This window comes from Cellulophaga sp. BC115SP, from assembly GCF_009905545.1.
Taxonomy (GTDB): domain Bacteria; phylum Bacteroidota; class Bacteroidia; order Cytophagales; family Spirosomataceae; genus Flectobacillus; species Flectobacillus rivi.
In genome coordinates, this window is the sequence record NZ_JAAALB010000001.1 from 87,167 (window position 1) to 105,624 (window position 18,458).

Sequence of the window (18,458 nt, forward strand, 5' to 3'; positions counted from 1 at the left end):
AGCCATGAATGCACTTATTGGCACCAAGTCTATCAATGGCAAAAGTAATGCGTCTGGGCTCCGACAGCTCAGGCTTATTCTTGTTGATAGGGTTCGTGGAATCAAGGTAAACAAAGACTTATGGTGTATTCCCTTGGGAGGTATTGAAGTCACCAGTGCAAACGATGTTGTGAGCATTCCTTTTGTGAATGGGATGTACTCCGAACCATCCGAAACCAACGAACATGGGGAGGCTTTTAGAGGAACGATTGATATTGAAGTACCTCGTGATTCAACAGAACAGACAATAGCTATAAACTCATACAGAGGTAAAAAGCTCATAGCACTGATAAAAGACAAAAACGGCACGTGTAAAGTAATAGGTACCCTCAAACAGCCTTTAAAATTGGTAGGCATCAATAAAGAATCTACCAACACCTGGCAAGTGCAGTTTTCTACACTCACTCCAGCTCCATCGTATTATACAGATGGGATTTCTCTTTTTACTGTCAATTCTCAGTTTGTCACCTTATAAATTTTTATACACCTATGGCAATGGTAGTACGGGTAAAACCCGAATATAACGGCAAAATCGCTGTACAATCTAGCAACTCCTACAATGGGATTATCTTGAGTAATAATCTATCTCAAGAAACCCTTGTCCAAATCTACAATACCGAAGACGAGCTTCGGGACTTCTTATACACTACGTACACAACCGTTGGCGATTCGTATGCTCCTAGTCAGATCGATCCTTCCTTGATTCATGCCTATGCCTCGGAGGAAATCACTCATAATCCAGCTAAAACGGACTATCCTGCTAATACGGTAGGGAAAACCTTGAATGAAGTGAAATTTTCCACAGAAAATATTTCAACTCAGTTCAACAGAGCTAGTCTATTGCCAATTCATAATTATAATTTTGCAAGAGCGAGAAAAACAGCTACAAGTACGAATTTTATTAGAAATACAATTGCATCCTACATTGACAAGTATGGCAATGTTAGATACGTAAAGAAAAATCAACCTAGATTCACTTATGATCCAATAACTAGGGAGTGTCTAGGTTATTTAACAGAGGAATACAGAACTAATTTTATTCTAAATTCTACAGTTTTAATTGGTGAAAATACGTCACTTATTAATAAAGTAGTCGATCAACTAGCGCCAGACAAAACACTTTCTGCTGTATTAATTTCAAAAAAAACAAATACGAGTTCTAGTTTTGTGCCCGTATATGCTACTCTTCCTGAAGGTTTTTACGTACGTTCACTTTTTGTTAAGGCTGCTAATTCCAGTCAAGCAAATATTATTTTTGAAGGTGTTGGAGGTACTAACGGAGCAGGAGGTAACATAGCTTTTGATATTTTGACTAGAACATTTTCAGGCAATTTAAACTTTGCTGTTTCTTATGGCTTTGAAGAACATGCTAATGGTTGGCTAAGACCTTGGGTTTGTGTAGAAAAGTCATCAACCAAAATTCTAAAAAGTACTGTTTTTGTTGGAGGTTATGGATCTGATTCAAACTATGATAATGCCATGTATATATGGGGGTTACAAATTGAAAATGGAAAGACCTTAACTTCCTACATCCCTACTAATGGTTCAACTCAACAAAGAGACTCTGATATTCTATCAATAAAAAACTCTGAGTTTCCTAAAAATGCTCATACTGTAGTTGCGTTAGGAGTAACAAGGGGTGCTTGGGAAAGAACACAGAATGGTTACAATCGAGTAGTTGCTCATTCTCAAGCAACCTACATATCATACGATGTCAATACTAAAATATCAGCATATGATAGTATTACTAGTATATCCACACTTCCAGTAGAAATAAACTCAAGTTTTGCGTATTCAGCCTCTTTGATTAAAAGGAGAATTGTAGCGAACGGTGGAACCGTATATGCTACCAATAATCAGAATATGGATAGTGTGATAAATAATACCTCATCAGAAGATATTTATATTGGTTGTGGAGCCGGAGGTGCAAATAATTTGAATGGAACAATAAAGAGAATTATAATATATGCTAATGAGCTTCCAGATTTAGAATTACAAATTCTAACAAATAAAAACTCAATTGTAAAAGATACTGGCGAGGCTCTAGTATCAACCTCGGCTATAAACGATCTTGCTTTCTGGACATTTAATATGTTAAATCAAACTACATTAAAGCAAGAGTTTAGTATTGATGGCACAGGATCGAACATTACTAGAAATATACGTCGGCCATATCCATTTACATTTGAAATAATCGACAGCACTTCCTGTTCTATCATTTCTCAGCCGGCAACAATTTGTATTGAGAATACGGACAATTCTTTGACCTTTACGGCGCCCTTGGGTAAAACGCTCACCTACGCGATTACTCCAGTCTACGAAAACTAATCTTTGAGCTGGCCAATTGTGCCAGCTCTATACCTTTTAATTCAACACTTATTATGAAACGTGCCACCATCAACATTGCGGTACCTTACACAGTACCCGTAATTCCGACTTCCATGCGCTACTCACTCAAACGTGATATGTTTGAGAATGAGGGCGAAAAGTTTTGCGAAATTCAATTTGAAATCCTTTGCGAAAAGTACATCAAGATGGTCCCGAAGCTAAACCCTGAAACAGGTGCTCCAGTCTTAAAATCGGGTAAACCTGTATTGGAGGAATCCATTGCGAATTTTGCTACTCCAGTAAATTTCGATAACGGTTCTAAGGTAATTCCGTTTGCGCTGTATCTGCTTATTGAACAATACAGAGCCACCAAACAAGCCGAATTGTTAGAGGCTATCAATGAGGCTCTTCAGGGCTTTGGCTTCGAAGGAAGTTTGGCAGATTTCAGACTTTCGGTTACTGATGTCGAATAGTCCATTGATTGTAAAGTATCGTGAAGCTCCCACCGACAAATCAGATTGGTGGGAGCTTTATGAACCACTGGAGGAACACTTGAGCGATGGTACCAAACTCATTATCAATGCGGGTTATGTAACCGACTTTGCTAGTGTACCCAGATGTTTGTGGTCGGCATTTCCGCCCATCGGCAAATACAACCGAGCGGCTGTGGTACATGATTTTTTGTATGACCTTCAGTATCGACAAAAGGAAGTCGGCGAAAAAGCCGCTCGAAAGTTTGCGGACGAACAGTTCCTATTTTTGGCTAATCGGGTAGACCCCAAAAACACTTTGCGCCATTATATCATGTATTTGATGGTACGGTGGTTTGGTCGAAAGGCTTGGAGAGCATCTAAATTCTAACCTTTTGACTAAAGATTATTTGGCACAATTTCGCCCTGAAGAAAACTTAAAAGTACTACGTTTTACACCTATGTTACATTTAATCGGACAACCCCTAGCAATAGACACGTTTACTTATCTCCAATTTTTGCAATCTCACAAGGCTGGGCAGGTAACCGAAACTCGTCAGATCACCAAAGAGCCAGTCAAGATGTTTGCCTCTGCTCAAATCAATAATTATACACAACGAGAACTCGGATGGCTTGGCATACAGACTGCCGAGGGCAAAGATGGACTTGTGGCCATGATTACCATCAGAGGCGCCACACAGCGCTATTCGGATTGGTATCAGGATGGTACTGAGTGGGTGGCTCAACAGATAGATATCTGTAACGGAAATCCCTTGGTAAACTCAATGCTCTTGCGAATAGACAGTCCCGGTGGTGCGGTAAATGGTGCTCAAGGTTTGGCAGCAACCATTCGAACTTCGCCCAAACCAATCCTTGGTTGGGGTTCGAATATGGCAGCATCTGCGGCATGTTGGTATTTGTCACAATGTAAAGAATGCTATATCGAAAATGAGTTTACAGCCGTGGGTAGTATCGGTATTATGTCTATTTATCGTGATGTATCAGAAGCCAACGAAAAGGCTGGAGAGAAATATGCGATTATTCGTAGTAAAGGTTCAGAAGACAAAAACCCCTTGAACGGCTTGGAGTCTTTTGCGGGTGAAATGCAACAAAAGGCACTTCAACAAGAACAGCAATTGGTGGATAACGCTCGTAAGGTATTTTTAGGTGAAGTTCAAGCCAAACGTACAGGCCTAACCGAAGACCCAGGAGGTGGTATTTTCTACGGAAAAGAAGCCGTTAAGATGGGCTTCGTGGATGGGATTCTGCCATTTATGGATGCCCTTAAACGTGCCGATGTATTGGGTATTCAGTACAAACGTGGAGCATAGCAATTAACCAGGATATTTTCATTTTTAACTATTTTATACCTATGGATTTTCAATTCAAAAAACTTCGTGAGGCTATGGGCAAATTAGTAGGTAACCCAAACCTACATGAAAGCATGGCCAAGGATATCGAAAGTGCAATGACGGCTGACGAACAGACCGTTAAATCAATGTTGGAGGCCAACGGCTCTCAAGGAAATGCTCAAGCCTCTGCCACTACCGTAGAAGCTCACACAGGCAACGCCCCTCAAGGAACAGCTCCAACAACTCAAACGGTAGCGCCAGAAGCTCAAGCTTCAGCGAAACCAACCGAGCAAATGAGTTTGGAAACAATAGCACAGCAATTGGCAGCCCTACAAACTGAGGTAAAGAGCTTGAAAACAGAAAACCAAACTTTGAAAGCCGACAACAAAGAGCTGACAGAGTTTAGAACTGCCCAAAGTCCTCGTAATGTAGCCATCCAAACTGAAAACACTGGTGTACCTTCTACCAATCAAAGAGTAAGTCGTACAGCAGAAAAGGATGCGGCTCGTGTAGCCGAAATCAATCGTTTATCAGAGGCGTATCCTGAGCTAATGTCAGACATGGTCTAACATTAGTGGTATTCTGACAAGCAAGCCTTTTCAAAATAGTTTTTCACCTTTTATTCTTTATAAGCTTTATGGCTTCTTCATTTAAAATCAGTGATTTGCACGTTGAACTTCAACGCAATATCAAAGACTACACCACCATTTTCGGGCTTAAAATGTCTAATGGTTTCGACGAAAAACGTAACGGAGACTTTACGGTTATCCCGACCAAAGACAAAGTACCATTGGTTCGTGACACTGTTTCGCCAATCTTACAACCTGGGCGTACTGGATCTACCAATTTCACCAATGATGTTGTTTCGTTGAGTAGCCGTATTGGTGAAATCAAACCGTTTAAAGCCGATTTGAAACTGGACGAATTAACATTGTATGCTTGGTCAAAATCATATTTGGCAAACAAAAAACCAACCGATCCAACGGATATCTACTCTTTTGAGGCAATGAACTACTACATGGGTAGAATCTATGCTCGTTCAGGTGCCGATATGACCAATGCCTTATACAAGGGTGTGTACAATGCGGCTGGTGGCGTTGGTGGCGTAAACTTGTTCGATGGTTTAGGCTTTAAAGTGACCAAGGGAGTATTGACTGTAGGCAATGGCGGTATTGGCGATATTCCAGTAAGCAATATGGTAACGGCAGCGGCTACCATTACTCAAGCAAATATCTTGTCCGAAATCCAAAAGATTGTAGATGCTATTGTCAATTCTGAGGTACTTCAAGAGTATGTAGAAGAGAATGCGACTTATTACATGCCATTCAAGCACTTTGCGATGATGGTCAATGCGGTTGCGGCATTGCCAATTACGGCGGGTAACCAAGTGGTATTTAAGGATGGTAACAGTTGGAAGTTGGTATTATTGCCAAACACCACTATCAAATACCGTCCGATGTTCAATGGTACAGACAAGCACCTTTGGACTCCATCAGGTAACTTGTTTTATTTGGCTCCTGAAGGTGCGCCAGAAGACGTGGCATCGATGGAAGTCGAAAAGGCAGACCGTGCCATCAAGATTTTCTTGGACGGCGAAGGCGGCGTGGACTATGCCGATGGTCGCCTGATTGTGATGAACTCCAAATAATAAGAGGATCTAGGACGAAAGGCACCTCTTGAAAAGCGATTTTCTACACAGGGCTACCGAATGGGTAGCCCACAAATTCAATCCATACAATGAAACAAAAGCTTTTAATTTTTGCATTTAGTGTCATGGCTCTTGCCCTTGGCTTTGACTTTATGAGTACCGCCAATCCTATCGAGGGTCTTTTGGCGGTTGGGGCTGTTACGTCGGCTATGGCTCAAGCGAGTCCCGTAGGGCTGTCGCCGTCATGGCTTTTTTGTCTTTCGCTTACCACCGTCAAGCGTTCGCCCTGTAACAAGACCAATCCCGGTGGAAACAAAAAATGGTTGGCAGCTAGTTGCGAAGACTTTACCCGTGCATGGCCAGAAGAATCCGACGTGGATGCCAATGGGTATTTAACCGGAACGATTCCCCTCAAGCCAGGGAAGGCATTTGCAGAAATAGAGTTTACGGCAAACACTGCCAAAGCGGATTACGCTAAGGAAGGTGACGAGGGACACCAATCATACAAACACATGGCCGAAAGTAAGGTTTCGGGCTATGCCTCAGATCAATGGTTGGCTCTCCGTAAGTACCTAAATATGCGTTTTGTGTTGATTGCCAAACATGGAGACAACCAAATGGTAGTTTATGCGCACTCTGAAGATGGTTTTTCGATGAAAGAAACCCATACCACTGGGCTAAAAGGTAGCGACAAGCGTGAATTTACCCTCAAGATGGAAGTTGACGGCTTAAACCTTGCTCCTCCGATTTTGGGGCCAACTGTCAACGTACCTGTATTAGTATAGGTGTTTAACCTTTTAGCATTTTAAAAGATGGCTCTAAAAAAATATAAACTTGTCAACTTGCCCGAAAAGGGCAAGCTCAAGTTTGAAAGCAGTATCGGATCTATTGTTCTGGACCCTGAAGAAATGACCGACGAAGATGCTGAGCGTCTTATCAATACTAAGGATGAAAACATCCTACAGTATATTAAGGAAGCTTAGTAAATCGTTGTCTATTCGGGGTATCCCACCCTATTAACACTTTATCAAAATGAATATCAAGGAAATTGAAAAGGCAGTGGCAGATGTGTCCAAAGCCCAAAAAAGCTTGGAGAGTGTCTATGGAAAAGAGTTTGCGGTATCGTTGTTGGCATTGGCTCAGAACCAATTAAAGCAAACCAAACTGTATCTGGAATCGACCAAAGTATATGAAGGTATGAGCGATGAGGAAATCGAATCGCAAAAAGCTGAAGAAAAAAGGCTAGAACAAGAACAGCTTCAGGAAGAAATGAAGCAGCGTTTGGAAGCGATGCGACCAACTACAGTTCAAGAAGAGACACCAGCACAGGAAGAAACACCACCAGCACCAGAGGCTACAGCTCCTGAAGGAGACCCACCGACAGGTGAAAACCCAACACCTCCTGAAGCTCCAGCTACTCAAGCATAAAATCAAAACCTAATAGGCTATACGCTTGTTAGGTTTTTTTGTTTGTAAAAAACAGAAACCTTGTATATTTGCAACGCTAACATTATTTACATTTTCGAAATATCTCCAATCGGCAAGGTCTTGCCGATTGGCTTGCCGTTGTAAGTACGGTGATGGAGGTATTTCGGTACTAATGTTAGCAGAGACCAATCGGCTTTTTTATGATACCTGCTCCAGAACATTTCGATAGTTTAGAAGACCACCTAGAAAATAGTGGCGTTTCGGTATCTACACTACAAGAAGCCCTTATTTCCTATCTAGCCCAAAACGACTACGTTGTATCTGAGCACTTCCTAATTGACCCTACTACCGACCATCAAGCTGTATATTATCGCCAAGTCATAACCGAATTTTTAGAGGCTATCGGTGGCTCATGTGAGTAGGGACTTAGATTTTTCTATACTATGAATCTTGACACCGAAATCTTGCAGGCCGAATTGGCACTGAATCTCAAAAAAACTTTATTCAAGGCAAACCGCTGTACTCAGTCCGAAATAGACCAGGCTACGGACCATCTCAATACCTTGAGATTGGCAAAGCAAGGATATCCATCTGAACAGACCGCCCAAAACCAAATTACTCAAGCGGCCAAGCAAGCAGCTTTGGAGGTGCTTCCGTTGGTGGGTACGTCTTATCAGGAAACTCAAGCAGCTTTGTCCAAACAAGCCAAGCAGCTTAGTGACGAACAGGCTATAGCCAGTAACCAACTGGTAGCAGCTTACCAACAGGACCCAAAGCAAAATGTGTATGGCTTAATGCAAAATGCCTTGACTTTACGCAGACAGGTAGAGGACGTATGGGACAAAAAGAAATTCTTGGAGCGAAACGGGTATTTACCTCAAGAGCCTCAAGCACCTGTTCAAAGCAGCTCGGAGCACCTTGAGCGGTTTGAACTCCAACAAAAGCGTAAACAAATCAGAGACCAAATCCTTAAACTTGAAAAAAAGATAGCCGACCCCACCAAGCACGTGCGCTTTCATAAAGTAGAGCAAAAAATGATTGAATGGCAAAAGCAGCTTTTGATTTGTAGGGAGGAGTTGGAAAATTTGGTTATAATGAGTAATTAAGAAACGATCCTATGAAAAATAGATATCCAGTACTGATTTCAGTTATCATTTTCTCTATTACTTTATCGGTTTTTTTGTTCAATGAAAAACTGGATTTTCATCAAACATTCGATGCTACAAAATTCGGAACGGTAGTTTCCATGATAGGTATAATATTAAATAGTTTAACTCTATACTTCCTATTTGTTCAAATTAAGGAGATGGAGTTAGCTAGAAAATCTACGTCTAAGCCAATGCTTTTCATAGAGCAACTTAAACTCGGAATGTATAAACGGAACTATAACTTTTCCATTAAAAATGATGATGGAACAGAAATTGAGAAAAGTGTAATTATACCTATATTTCATACTGATATAATGAAATTACAACAAGGGAGAGTTTATGAGGCAGAAATATCAATTGATATAATAAACATTGGACTAGGGGCTGCTATCAAAATACAGGCCAATTGGAATTTTGATAAAGAAGCTATTCAGTCGCTCTCAAAAAAATACTATCCTGATCTATGGCAGCTTTCAACGGGATTTAGCGTAAATACATCTCTTTTAAATCCTAAATCAATATTTCAAATAGACCTCCCGGAGGCATACGTATACTTATTTAACAGAGAGATTGCCGAAAGTGAATCCATTTTATTGAGATATCCTTTAAAATTAGAATTGAATTACTCAGATATAACTGGAGATAAACATAACCAAATATTTGAACTAGAATTAAAAAGAACTCATTTTAAATGCTTTCTTGATTTCAAGCAAATTAATTAAATCTACCCTATGATTGAAAAACTAGAATGGCACGTTGAGCGTATCGCTTGGCGTGATATGATTCCTTACGAGCATAATCCTCGTAAGATGTCCGTAAAGACCAAACAGAAGCTTCGTGAAAGCTATGAGAAGTTTGGCGATGTCGAAATTCCCGTACTGGATTTCGATAATATGATTATTGCTGGTCACCAGCGTCACTCAGTAAAGATAGCCACTGGCTTCGGCGACGAGCTGGCAGACGTTCGTAAACCAAACCGAAAGCTCACCGAACAAGAGTATAAAGAATATAACATTATTTCGAATGCCCTGAAGGGTGATTTTGTTGGCGAAATGCTAGCGGAGCATTTTGCTGAAGTAGTGGAGCTGGAGGACTACGGTATCCAACTCGATGCCATCGCCAAGATTCACGAGAAAGAAGCAACTGTTGATTCAAAACCTGAACTTCCCATCGTGCAGAAAATGTCAGAAAAGTACACCGCTTTTGTGATTGTCTGTACCAACGAAATCGATGAAAACTTTTTGGCGGAACGTTTCGGTATTGATAGGATGAAATGCTATAAAAGCTCAAACGTTGGGGTAAGTCATGTGTTGGACGCTAAAAAAGTCATTGAGCTATGGAAGTAAAAGTGGTTATCCCCTCCCACAAACGCTGGGAACGTGTATTGACTCACAAGGCTGTGTCCAATACGATTTTGTGCGTAGAGGAATCTCAAAAAGAGCTCTATCAAGAACACCACCCCAACACCGAAATAGTTACCCATCCCGATTCGGTTAAGGGTTTGGCACTCAAACGAGACTGGATTATCAAACACTTTGGCAGCGTATTTATGCTTGATGATGATATAAAGGCCATGCGTAGAGTGTACAGTGAAAAGGGTGAGAAAATCAACGTAGCGCCTGAAACAGCTTACGATATTATTCAAATTACTGCCCAAGCTTGTCGAGAAGCTGGGTTCTATTTGTTTGGGTTTTCCAACGCTCCAAGCCCTATCGCCTTTGACCCGTTTAATCCGATACAGCTCAAAGGCTATTTTACGGGTTGTGCGCATGGCGTGTTAAGTGGCTCAAAACTTTGGTACAATCCTGATATCATCTGTAACGAAGATTATTGGATCTCCTGTCTCAATGCCTACTACCATCGTGGGGCATATAAGGATAACCGTTTTTATTTTGCCCAACAAGATACCTTTATCAATAGAGGTGGTTTGGCAGAATTTAGGAACATAGATGCCGAAAAAAAGGATTTCGAGTACTTACAGAGGGTTTTTGGAAAAGAAATAGTTACTTTAAGAAAAAGTCCTGGGAAAGGACATGAATATCAAAAGAGTTTAAAATTACCGTTCTAATAATTTATTACTAAAAATTGATTTATAATTTATGACACCAGAGGAGATGGCATCAATGGGGATTGCCCACATCAGAACAATTGAAATTCTACAAAGAAGAAAAGCTAATTTTGAGGAGTACCTATTACTTTATATTGATGATATGGAAGAAGACTCTGACCTTTTAGCTAGATGCAGAACCAAGCGAGAGAGACTATTAGCGTATGCGGTTATTGCTTTAAATAATAGAATCATGCACAAAGCAGACCCAACAGTGATGTATGATGTATTGACCGTTGAAGAACCTGAAACTTTTGAGGAATTTGAAGATTTAAAGGTTAGACTGAAACTAAAAGGATATGTAGAGGAAGACTATGAAGAAAATTCTAGTGTAGAAGAAAATCCAGAATAATATAATTTATCAAAGCGTATAAACCTCTTATTACTTGCCAAAATAACTGCCTCAGCCTGCCATATTAGCAGGCTTTTTTTTTCTGTAATCCGTTCTGTCGGGAGATTTTTACAGTACAATAAATCAAATAATTAACTGTAAAATCACACAACAATGAACACTCAGACGACGGAAATCAAAGACAAATCAAAGGTTCAAACTAACCTTGAGCGCTACATCCAAAACACTGGAAAAACTGAAGCGGAATACAAAGCCTGGGCCACACAGGTAGGACGCAAAATGCACATCAATACCCTCGATAAATTGATTTGCGCTACCATGAATATCTACTCCGTTTCGCACCTCTCCTACCTTACTACCGAAATCAGTGATTTAATGTCACAGGAACAATTAGCGGATTATTTGTTCGAACATTCTCAAAACCCTCTTGAAATTGCCCAGCTCTGGCAGTCTGCCAAAACTGAGGAAAATGCTTGGCTCGATAAAAACAGCGTTATGAACGAGTATTTAAAACCATTTCCAAAAACTGATTTCGAACGTTGGGGCGACAAAAATTGGTTAACCGATGTATCAAAGTCATGGTTCAATAAAGAAGGTTTAAATCTCGATGTTCAAATCCAAGAAATGAACCATCTGTACGAGTTTGAAATCACCATCGATGATGTATTGGAGTTTGTCAGAACCTATCGTCGTAACGCCTACAGCTCACCAGCGGCACAGAAAGTTAGAGCCCTAGAAAATCGCTTTAAAGAACTCACATCCTTTGCGCTAAAAGACTACTACGCAGAACACCTGATTAAAGCCAACACTTTCACACAAACCAACCAAACCGAAGACGTACCATTTTAAGACCAAAGCCCCTCGACTGAGGGGCTTTTTTATTGCCCATGAGCCTAATTCAAGACGTTCCTAAAGAACTCAAGGAGTTTGCGGAAATACTCGACAAGATTGCCTACCGTCACAGTAGCTACAACGAAGTTTTCAGTGATTTTTTAGATTTTACCATAGCCTGTTTTCTCACCACTGGCGACAAAGAACTGGCTAACCGCTTACAAAAGAAATACGGTGCAGAATATAAACTATTCAAAGAGCTACTTCAGGCCTATATGTCCTGCCAATATGGTTGTATTCATTCTGATACGGACTGGTACGATACCCTGGGCATCATTTATGAAACCATAGCGAGCCGATGGAAGTCCTCAGCAATGGGGCAATTCTTTACACCACCCTCTATTGTGGATTTAATGGTAATGTTCGAACAAACCCATTCCAAAGGGCAAGGAAAAAAAGTACTGGATCCATGTTGTGGCTCAGGAAGGATGCTGATTGCTTCACACGCTAAAGCTCCAGGGAATTTTCAATTCGGTGCAGACATCGACCCTATTTGTACTAAAATGTCGGCAATCAATATGCTAGTACATGGTTGTGTGGGTGAAGTTTCGTGTATGGATTCTATTGCCTACGAATGGCGCTTCGGCTACAAAATCAATACCTACCTCAACAGCATAGGGCATCCAACCTTGATAAAAATTGAAAAATTCGAGGATAGTTACTTTTATGTAAAACCAACTAAAGCCCAAACCAAGGCAGCACCTAGAGGCGAATTTGTACCAGCGAAAACCGAAGCGAAGGTTTTGAACAATGGGCAAATGAGCCTTTTCTAAACCCCTGAAAATCAGCATTTTATTTTAAAAATAAATGGCAAAACGCTTTTTATATCCGTTCTGTCGGGAGAAATTTACATCAGTTAAAACAATATAATTAACTGATAATCAATACAATAATGAACAAAAAAGACAGTAAGACGTACGACTTCCAGAAGCTAATGAAGCGAGCTTGGAAACTATTTAGAGATGGGCTAATCAGCTTTTCGCTCTCCTTAAAAGTAAGTTGGCAAATCGCCAAAAATCTACTTACCGAATCTCAAGTTTACAAATCAATGAAAGGAGGTAGAAAATGATGAAGCGTAGAGATTTCGAAAAAATGTCACCAGCAGAGCAAAAGCAATTCTTGGAGCTTGTAGGTAATTATCAAGTAAAAGTAACCAAGCGCAAATCAGAGCAGAAACGTACCAGCGATTTGCCACTTTTTAAAAAGGACGAACAAACAACACTATTCTAAAATCAAAAAGCCCAAGGGACGAGCTTGGGCTTTTAATTACTGTAAAATACATTACAATAATGAACAGCTCAAATTTAAACCAAAAAGCTAGAAATATCAAAATTTCTAGGCGATATGTACGAAGCCGTTGGAAAGAAACTAGAGTGCCCAAGATTGTGATATCGGGCGAATATCTCAGAGAGGCAGGCTTCAAAATCGGCGAAACAGTCAACATTTCATTTGAAAAATTAGAGGGTGGTCATGCCCTAATTAAGATTGCAACAGTATGAGTCAACATAAAATAACAACCAAGAAAGGCTATGAGGGCAGTGAGGTAATATCTGCCCTCCAAAAATGTATAAGAAGAGGTTTGGAACGTGAAGCACTATTCTGGGCAGTGGAGCTCTACGATAGCGGTTACGGCGAATGGTGCTTTAAGCGTCTTCGGATAATGTCAAGCGAAGATATAGGACTCGCCGAACCTCATATATCTTCAGAGATTTGGGCTTTATACGAAATGTATCGCGAACAAGCTAAAAAGAAAGACGATAAGAACGAACCCCAAAGGCTGTTCCTAACCCATGCGGTAATCAAGCTCTGTCGAGCCAAAAAGAGTAGATTGATAGATTGGGCATTGATTTGGGCATGGCTCACACATCCCTTCAGAAGAATCCAAGTCCCAGACGTCGCCCTGGACAAACACACCGAACGAGGCAGAAGATTAGGGCGAGGCTTCGGTCACTTCTTCGAAGAAGGTACTCAACTAAAACCCCACGAACCCCAGCTATGCGAAGAAGCCTATCGAGACTTAGCAAAGGATGCCATTGAGAGTAAAGGTGGTGGGTTAAAATTATTTTGAAAAATCTGAACTTTGTGTTAGACTACAAGTGTTACAAAACTGACCTCTAAAAAAGGTTTTGTCAAGATTGGCTAATTACTTTGCCAATCTTGATTTTAGATAACTTATCCAACAACTAAAAATGGATAGATTTAGTTTTTATGATCACCAAATTGATTTAATTGCCACCAGCAGCGACAAATTCTCTAAGATTAATGTTGCAATACAGAAAGTTCTGACAGAGATTAGTCAAGATAAAATTGCTGATTTTTTTGATGTTTACCCCTCGAACGATTACTCAAATTCTTTCTTTTCTACAGTAGCCTCTGAGGTGAGATATGTAAACTTACCACTTTTTCAGACCAAGTTTGGGTATCCGTATCAGATACAAATACCAGTCAAAATAATTAGCGGTGAAACGTTTCAAGCGTGCTTCAGATTGAGTGAGGGCAATGAGCAAATTTTTTCAATACCAATTCAGAATTTGAATTTAATTTTATTAGGCTTCCATCAAACCCTAATCAATTCTAAAGTAGATTATGGAGAATTTCAATGTAAGGATAGGGAAGTGAACTTTAACATCGACATTATGAAGGTTAATGTTAAATGGTTTAGAGATGTTAGAGACCCGAATCTTTTGATAATAAGTAGCATCAATTTTGAATTCTAGAATTATCCTTTTCAAGTGAAAAAGTCCGTCATACATTTATGGCGGACTTTTTTATTACACCTATGGAAGAACTTCAGAAAAAAGAACAGAGCCTGGCTAAAACTCAAGATAAGCTAGACAAGTACAAAGATTACCTATTAGGTAGAGGCAAGCTCTCTCCTTCGGAGCAAACCATGCTCGAAAAATACCGTAAGGCCTTTAGTTGGCGTTGTAAAGGCTTTTCACCTCAACACGTAAAACAGATGCTCATGCAAGATGAGGGTACTCAGTATGCCCAAGCGGCTAGAATCCTTCAAGAAGCAACGGAACTCTATGGACGTGTTGAGGAAATAGACAAAGAAGGCACCAAGCGTATTTTGGTGGAAAATCTCTATATCGCTATGAGTCTTGCCATCAAAGAACGCGACGCCCATGCGGTAATTGCTTCGGTAAAAGAAATCGGTAAACTATCCAATGTTTACACAGATCAACCACAGCTCAACCCAGCCGATTTGATGCCAAAACGCCAAATTGTGTTCAATCGAGTAACGGTAAACAACAACTATCAATCTACACCAGAAGAAAATGCAGACACAATCGAACTTGAGTAATACGTCCGAAATCCTGCTAAATAACAAACAAGCGGACTTTCTGGAAGCCTTTCTCAACAACCTTGCAGACACACCCGACCCAAAAGACCCACGAGGTTGGGGTTTCACTGGTGGCTGGCGTGCCACCGCTCAATGCGGTCGTGGATTTGGAAAAAGCCATCTACTCTGTCATATTATTGCCTTATCTGCCAGTGAGCTACCAGGCGCACGAGCTGGTTTAGTTGGGTTAACCCTGCGTCAAGTTTCTGATATCATCCTGAGTCAATCGGCAGAAGTATTCAAGGCTTGGGGATACGAAGAGTACAATTCAAAGACAGGTACTGGTTGCTACACCGTCAATCAACGTCCTCCAGAGCATTGGCAAAAAGCCAAATATCCTCTTCGAAAATATGATAACTGTATTTGTTTTGCCAATGGATATACTGTCGATTTTTTATCTGTAGGGCAAATTCAAGCCAAAAGAGGTACAAGCCTTGACCAGTTATTTATTGATGAATCAGCTACCATCAAAGAGGAAATCTTTAATAAAATCTTACGTCCAACAGTAAGGGCAAACAAATACGCATACCAAGATACAAGACCAGGAAGAAAAGGTTTTAACCATCCACTTCACTGGGCAATTATTGATTTTACTTCTGCTCCATGGCTCGCCGAAGGAAGATGGATTTATAAAACTGAAGATTTGGCTCAACAAAAACCGCATAAGTATCACTATATGCAGGGTTCAGCGTATGACAATCTCATGTTTTTACCAGGGAATTACATCGAAGACCAAAGAGAGGTTTTGGATCCACTCAGTTTTGATGTGGAGATTTTGAATAAAAGAAGAACCAAAAACCCAAACTCTTTTTATTCCGCCTTTTCGGACAGACACGTTTACATGGACTATGAAAGGCTCGATTATGACCCCAATAGACCTCTGGAAATTAGCTGGGACTTTAACGCTAAATTTACTTCAGTCTCTATTTGGCAAGATTTCGGCAATGAATTTAAGTGTATTGATGTGCTTTGGGTAAAGGAAGCTCCAGACGGACTCTTAGTAAACAAGCTTACTCAAGACCTAATTACGAGGTACAAAAATCACAATAATAAGCGGGTTGTTTTATATGGTGATAATGGCGGCTCTAAAAAAGATGCTAATAGAAAGCCCTATTTTGAGGATATAAAAACGGCCTTTCGTAAGGATAAATGGGTGATATTTGATGAGGTACAAACAGGGTACCCACCCTACAACATACGCTATAAGCTAGTTAATGAGATACTCAAGGGTACTATAGCAAAGGTACCTACTATCCTTATTAATGGCTGGTCTGCTAAAGCTATGGTTATGTCTTTACAAGATGCGCCAATTGTTGGAGACAACTTTGAGAAAGATAAAAGCTCTGAAAAGAAAGACATTCCTCAAGAGTTCGCCACACACTTAAGCGATACATTCGATTATATTATGTTTAGAAAGTTCTCAAAATATCTTTCTTATATCAGCGCCAAAGCCAGACCCTTCCTATTCAAGAAGGCAAGCTAAATTTTTTGGCGTTACCCAGTTACAGGTTTCATATATTCCCAAAAATCTTTTTGGCGCACGCCATTTTGTCCCTGTGCGAGCATGGAATTGTGAAAAGAGTAGAATTTTTAGCCCCATACACGGGGCTAACCTTCTGACTATCAAGCTTATCACCCTTTTGTAGAGTAGAATTCCGCTCAAATCCTCCCCTATTTCGCCCCTAAAAGTTTTGTCCTATGATTTTTTTGATTCAAATCCCAACTTTGAATCATCAAAACGGCATTAGTATGTATTTCAAAGATGCTTATCACCAGTACCAAATGGCTGGAAAAGGCTCAGGCTTCCCAGACACTTTCGATTTGATTTATACCAAAGTCGATGGAACATTTGGAGAAAAGAAGGGCTGTAGTAGAAGACCCTCAAATCCAAACCCTGAGAGTAAAAGAGATTTAAGCTCTATCAAACATGAAAACCGTGTAGCAGGGAAATTGTATTTGTGGCATCCCACTGACGGAAAATTCGAAATTCATGCCTGTGGCATTATAGCCTTCAATGGCGAGTTTATTGACCATCGTTTTTAGTTGTACACCTATGATAAATTCAGTCGGGAAAGCTTACTTTGGCGCCCATGAAACAAAAGCTTCTGTCAATGTTGGAACTCGTTCGGATTCCAACGTTGGCAATGGCTCAACTCAAGTAAAGAAAAACGTTAAGGTTGGCGAGAAAAGCTATCAGATATTTCCCTGGGGAATGAACAACAAAAAGCCCAATGAAATGATGGACTTGCTTGCCTCAAATAGCGACTTAATAAACCTACTGGAAGCTAGAAAGGACTTTCTTTTTGGTGCAGGTATTGGAGTTTTCGAGCAAACTTTTGATAAGGGAACGGAGATTTTAACCCCGATTGAGACGGAGAAATATAAAAAACTCCATGACTTTATCCAGAAAAACGACCTAAGCGAGTTCAACGAATCGGCTGGATGCCATATAGTAGATACGGCAAACCTATTTACTAATGTGAGCATTGAAAAGGATAAAGTCCCGTTAATCACTGCCATTGACCCGCTTTTGTGTCGGGCAGACAAGGAACTCAAATTGGGAGCTGTCCAAAATTATCTGATTAGTGGTGAATGGGCTAGTAATTCACAAAAGGATATTATCGTTACGCCTTCCCTCAAGTTGGATACTGACTTGAGCAAACAAGGTGAGTATATCATGCACGTGAAGCGAACACAGACGGGACAATTTTATTACAGCTATGCGACTTGGTGGCCAGTCCAAAAAGCCATTTCCATTGCGAATCGTCTTTGGGATTTTCATATCAATGGACTCGATACCCAGTACAATGCTGCCAATATCGTTCGTGTTGCTAGTGAGTACTTTAGCAAGTTCGGTGCTGAATATGAAGGTGGTGAAGATGCCTTCAGAGAGGAGTTTTGGGAAAATGTAGATTCGCTTTTAAGTGGAGAACAAGGCTCAAATCGAATGCTTGCCGATGAATGTGCCGTGGGTCCCGATGGAAAGTTAACCCCGTACATCGAGATTGTTCCCGTAGAACGTGGCATCAAAGGTGACGAATATCTGAAGCTGTATGAGATTGTGATGTTAGCGATTTCTAACGCCTCATCAATACTCTCCAACATTGCAGGGGTTTCCAATGGTAAGGTAATGGGTGGCTCAGGCTCTGAACTTCGTGTTTCGGCTGAGTTCCAACAACAGTACCGAACCCCACGTGAACGTCAAATGATTCTTCGAGTGCTCAACCGCAAAATCAAACCTGTGTTGGAATTACCCAACAATGTAGTTTTTGCTTATAAAAATATCATTCTGCAAACCTTGGACGTAAACCCAACAGGAACGCAGAAAACCACCTCAAACGCCTCTTAA

General features: G+C 40.5%; 26 protein-coding genes. All 26 read left to right on the plus strand.

The genetic code is table 11. The features are described from left to right. The first annotated feature begins 4 nt into the window (after positions 1-4). Positions 5-514, plus strand: a complete 510-nt coding sequence (locus GVN22_RS00375) for a hypothetical protein (RefSeq protein WP_166549088.1) — start codon at positions 5-7, stop codon at positions 512-514. Between the two features lie 14 nt (positions 515-528). Beyond that, complete coding sequence (locus tag GVN22_RS00380) at positions 529-2,367, plus strand: hypothetical protein (protein ID WP_166549089.1); 1,839 nt, start codon at positions 529-531, stop codon at positions 2,365-2,367. A 53-nt stretch (positions 2,368-2,420) separates the two neighbouring features. After that, positions 2,421-2,840, plus strand: a complete 420-nt coding sequence (locus GVN22_RS00385; RefSeq protein WP_166549090.1) for a hypothetical protein — start codon at positions 2,421-2,423, stop codon at positions 2,838-2,840. Next, on the plus strand, positions 2,830-3,228 hold the full coding sequence (locus tag GVN22_RS00390; RefSeq protein WP_166549091.1) for a DUF1353 domain-containing protein: 399 nt from the start codon (positions 2,830-2,832) through the stop codon (positions 3,226-3,228). Before GVN22_RS00385 ends, GVN22_RS00390 begins: the two co-directional genes overlap by 11 nt. A 70-nt stretch (positions 3,229-3,298) precedes the next feature. Then, positions 3,299-4,168, plus strand: coding sequence for a S49 family peptidase (locus GVN22_RS00395; protein WP_166549092.1), 870 nt, complete (start codon positions 3,299-3,301; stop codon positions 4,166-4,168). Between the two features lie 41 nt (positions 4,169-4,209). Beyond that, positions 4,210-4,758: a hypothetical protein gene (locus GVN22_RS00400; protein ID WP_166549093.1), complete on the plus strand. Its 549-nt coding sequence runs from the start codon at positions 4,210-4,212 to the stop codon at positions 4,756-4,758. A gap of 68 nt (positions 4,759-4,826) precedes the next feature. Further along, positions 4,827-5,837 (plus strand): hypothetical protein, encoded by a 1,011-nt coding sequence (locus GVN22_RS00405; protein WP_166549094.1) that lies wholly within the window; start codon positions 4,827-4,829, stop codon positions 5,835-5,837. A gap of 89 nt (positions 5,838-5,926) precedes the next feature. Then, positions 5,927-6,622, plus strand: a complete 696-nt coding sequence (locus GVN22_RS00410) for a hypothetical protein (RefSeq protein WP_166549095.1) — start codon at positions 5,927-5,929, stop codon at positions 6,620-6,622. A gap of 27 nt (positions 6,623-6,649) precedes the next feature. Continuing rightward, a complete protein-coding gene (locus GVN22_RS00415) occupies positions 6,650-6,820 on the plus strand; it encodes a hypothetical protein (protein WP_166549096.1) in 171 nt (56 codons plus the stop codon). 49 nt (positions 6,821-6,869) lie between these two features. After that, positions 6,870-7,265, plus strand: coding sequence for a hypothetical protein (locus tag GVN22_RS00420; RefSeq protein WP_166549097.1), 396 nt, complete (start codon positions 6,870-6,872; stop codon positions 7,263-7,265). A gap of 200 nt (positions 7,266-7,465) precedes the next feature. Beyond that, positions 7,466-7,687 carry a hypothetical protein gene (locus tag GVN22_RS00425; protein WP_166549098.1) on the plus strand — a complete coding sequence of 74 codons (222 nt, stop codon included), beginning with the start codon at positions 7,466-7,468 and terminating at the stop codon, positions 7,685-7,687. 21 nt (positions 7,688-7,708) lie between these two features. After that, a complete protein-coding gene (locus tag GVN22_RS00430) occupies positions 7,709-8,371 on the plus strand; it encodes a hypothetical protein (RefSeq protein WP_166549099.1) in 663 nt (220 codons plus the stop codon). Between the two features lie 11 nt (positions 8,372-8,382). Beyond that, entirely contained in the window at positions 8,383-9,135 is a 753-nt protein-coding gene (locus GVN22_RS00435) for a hypothetical protein (RefSeq protein WP_166549100.1), read from the plus strand. A gap of 9 nt (positions 9,136-9,144) precedes the next feature. Continuing rightward, entirely contained in the window at positions 9,145-9,759 is a 615-nt protein-coding gene (locus GVN22_RS00440) for a hypothetical protein (protein WP_166549101.1), read from the plus strand. After that, positions 9,750-10,481, plus strand: a complete 732-nt coding sequence (locus GVN22_RS00445) for a hypothetical protein (RefSeq protein WP_166549102.1) — start codon at positions 9,750-9,752, stop codon at positions 10,479-10,481. The genes GVN22_RS00440 and GVN22_RS00445 overlap by 10 nt, the downstream gene beginning before the upstream one ends. A gap of 31 nt (positions 10,482-10,512) precedes the next feature. After that, positions 10,513-10,872: a hypothetical protein gene (locus tag GVN22_RS00450; protein ID WP_166549103.1), complete on the plus strand. Its 360-nt coding sequence runs from the start codon at positions 10,513-10,515 to the stop codon at positions 10,870-10,872. A 153-nt stretch (positions 10,873-11,025) separates the two neighbouring features. Then, positions 11,026-11,721, plus strand: coding sequence for a hypothetical protein (locus tag GVN22_RS00455; protein ID WP_166549104.1), 696 nt, complete (start codon positions 11,026-11,028; stop codon positions 11,719-11,721). Positions 11,722-11,759: 38 nt separating this feature from the next. Next, the gene (locus tag GVN22_RS00460; protein ID WP_166549105.1) at positions 11,760-12,536 is read left to right on the plus strand and encodes an N-6 DNA methylase; all 777 of its coding nucleotides are present in this window, start codon (positions 11,760-11,762) and stop codon (positions 12,534-12,536) included. Between the two features lie 292 nt (positions 12,537-12,828). Next, positions 12,829-12,993 (plus strand): hypothetical protein, encoded by a 165-nt coding sequence (locus tag GVN22_RS00465; protein WP_166549106.1) that lies wholly within the window; start codon positions 12,829-12,831, stop codon positions 12,991-12,993. A gap of 59 nt (positions 12,994-13,052) precedes the next feature. Continuing rightward, positions 13,053-13,262 (plus strand): type I toxin-antitoxin system SymE family toxin, encoded by a 210-nt coding sequence (locus GVN22_RS00470; RefSeq protein ID WP_166549107.1) that lies wholly within the window; start codon positions 13,053-13,055, stop codon positions 13,260-13,262. Then, positions 13,259-13,831, plus strand: coding sequence for a hypothetical protein (locus GVN22_RS00475; protein ID WP_166549108.1), 573 nt, complete (start codon positions 13,259-13,261; stop codon positions 13,829-13,831). Before GVN22_RS00470 ends, GVN22_RS00475 begins: the two co-directional genes overlap by 4 nt. A gap of 121 nt (positions 13,832-13,952) precedes the next feature. After that, complete coding sequence (locus GVN22_RS00480; RefSeq protein WP_166549109.1) at positions 13,953-14,480, plus strand: hypothetical protein; 528 nt, start codon at positions 13,953-13,955, stop codon at positions 14,478-14,480. Between the two features lie 62 nt (positions 14,481-14,542). Continuing rightward, complete coding sequence (locus GVN22_RS00485) at positions 14,543-15,070, plus strand: hypothetical protein (protein ID WP_166549110.1); 528 nt, start codon at positions 14,543-14,545, stop codon at positions 15,068-15,070. Next, complete coding sequence (locus tag GVN22_RS00490) at positions 15,045-16,592, plus strand: hypothetical protein (protein ID WP_205690737.1); 1,548 nt, start codon at positions 15,045-15,047, stop codon at positions 16,590-16,592. Before GVN22_RS00485 ends, GVN22_RS00490 begins: the two co-directional genes overlap by 26 nt. 215 nt (positions 16,593-16,807) lie before the next feature. Next, on the plus strand, positions 16,808-17,152 hold the full coding sequence (locus GVN22_RS00495) for a hypothetical protein (RefSeq protein WP_166549111.1): 345 nt from the start codon (positions 16,808-16,810) through the stop codon (positions 17,150-17,152). Positions 17,153-17,162: 10 nt separating this feature from the next. Continuing rightward, positions 17,163-18,458 carry a hypothetical protein gene (locus GVN22_RS00500; protein WP_166549112.1) on the plus strand — a complete coding sequence of 432 codons (1,296 nt, stop codon included), beginning with the start codon at positions 17,163-17,165 and terminating at the stop codon, positions 18,456-18,458.

Bases quoted from the DNA above. Each gene is read 5' to 3' on its own strand.
- GVN22_RS00490 (WP_205690737.1), top strand. From the start codon at position 15,045: ATGCAGACACAATCGAACTTGAGTAATACGTCCGAAATCCTGCTAAAT.
- GVN22_RS00385 (WP_166549090.1), top strand. From the start codon at position 2,421: ATGAAACGTGCCACCATCAACATTGCGGTACCTTACACAGTACCCGTA.
- GVN22_RS00495 (WP_166549111.1), top strand. From the start codon at position 16,808: ATGATTTTTTTGATTCAAATCCCAACTTTGAATCATCAAAACGGCATT.
- GVN22_RS00430 (WP_166549099.1), top strand. From the start codon at position 7,709: ATGAATCTTGACACCGAAATCTTGCAGGCCGAATTGGCACTGAATCTC.
- GVN22_RS00460 (WP_166549105.1), top strand. From the start codon at position 11,760: ATGAGCCTAATTCAAGACGTTCCTAAAGAACTCAAGGAGTTTGCGGAA.
- GVN22_RS00390 (WP_166549091.1), top strand. From the start codon at position 2,830: ATGTCGAATAGTCCATTGATTGTAAAGTATCGTGAAGCTCCCACCGAC.
- GVN22_RS00485 (WP_166549110.1), top strand. From the start codon at position 14,543: ATGGAAGAACTTCAGAAAAAAGAACAGAGCCTGGCTAAAACTCAAGAT.
- GVN22_RS00455 (WP_166549104.1), top strand. From the start codon at position 11,026: ATGAACACTCAGACGACGGAAATCAAAGACAAATCAAAGGTTCAAACT.
- GVN22_RS00420 (WP_166549097.1), top strand. From the start codon at position 6,870: ATGAATATCAAGGAAATTGAAAAGGCAGTGGCAGATGTGTCCAAAGCC.
- GVN22_RS00475 (WP_166549108.1), top strand. From the start codon at position 13,259: ATGAGTCAACATAAAATAACAACCAAGAAAGGCTATGAGGGCAGTGAG.
- GVN22_RS00415 (WP_166549096.1), top strand. From the start codon at position 6,650: ATGGCTCTAAAAAAATATAAACTTGTCAACTTGCCCGAAAAGGGCAAG.
- GVN22_RS00400 (WP_166549093.1), top strand. From the start codon at position 4,210: ATGGATTTTCAATTCAAAAAACTTCGTGAGGCTATGGGCAAATTAGTA.
- GVN22_RS00440 (WP_166549101.1), top strand. From the start codon at position 9,145: ATGATTGAAAAACTAGAATGGCACGTTGAGCGTATCGCTTGGCGTGAT.
- GVN22_RS00465 (WP_166549106.1), top strand. From the start codon at position 12,829: ATGATGAAGCGTAGAGATTTCGAAAAAATGTCACCAGCAGAGCAAAAG.
- GVN22_RS00425 (WP_166549098.1), top strand. From the start codon at position 7,466: ATGATACCTGCTCCAGAACATTTCGATAGTTTAGAAGACCACCTAGAA.
- GVN22_RS00375 (WP_166549088.1), top strand. From the start codon at position 5: ATGAATGCACTTATTGGCACCAAGTCTATCAATGGCAAAAGTAATGCG.
- GVN22_RS00395 (WP_166549092.1), top strand. From the start codon at position 3,299: ATGTTACATTTAATCGGACAACCCCTAGCAATAGACACGTTTACTTAT.
- GVN22_RS00470 (WP_166549107.1), top strand. From the start codon at position 13,053: ATGAACAGCTCAAATTTAAACCAAAAAGCTAGAAATATCAAAATTTCT.
- GVN22_RS00450 (WP_166549103.1), top strand. From the start codon at position 10,513: ATGACACCAGAGGAGATGGCATCAATGGGGATTGCCCACATCAGAACA.
- GVN22_RS00380 (WP_166549089.1), top strand. From the start codon at position 529: ATGGCAATGGTAGTACGGGTAAAACCCGAATATAACGGCAAAATCGCT.
- GVN22_RS00405 (WP_166549094.1), top strand. From the start codon at position 4,827: ATGGCTTCTTCATTTAAAATCAGTGATTTGCACGTTGAACTTCAACGC.
- GVN22_RS00435 (WP_166549100.1), top strand. From the start codon at position 8,383: ATGAAAAATAGATATCCAGTACTGATTTCAGTTATCATTTTCTCTATT.
- GVN22_RS00445 (WP_166549102.1), top strand. From the start codon at position 9,750: ATGGAAGTAAAAGTGGTTATCCCCTCCCACAAACGCTGGGAACGTGTA.
- GVN22_RS00410 (WP_166549095.1), top strand. From the start codon at position 5,927: ATGAAACAAAAGCTTTTAATTTTTGCATTTAGTGTCATGGCTCTTGCC.
- GVN22_RS00480 (WP_166549109.1), top strand. From the start codon at position 13,953: ATGGATAGATTTAGTTTTTATGATCACCAAATTGATTTAATTGCCACC.
- GVN22_RS00500 (WP_166549112.1), top strand. From the start codon at position 17,163: ATGATAAATTCAGTCGGGAAAGCTTACTTTGGCGCCCATGAAACAAAA.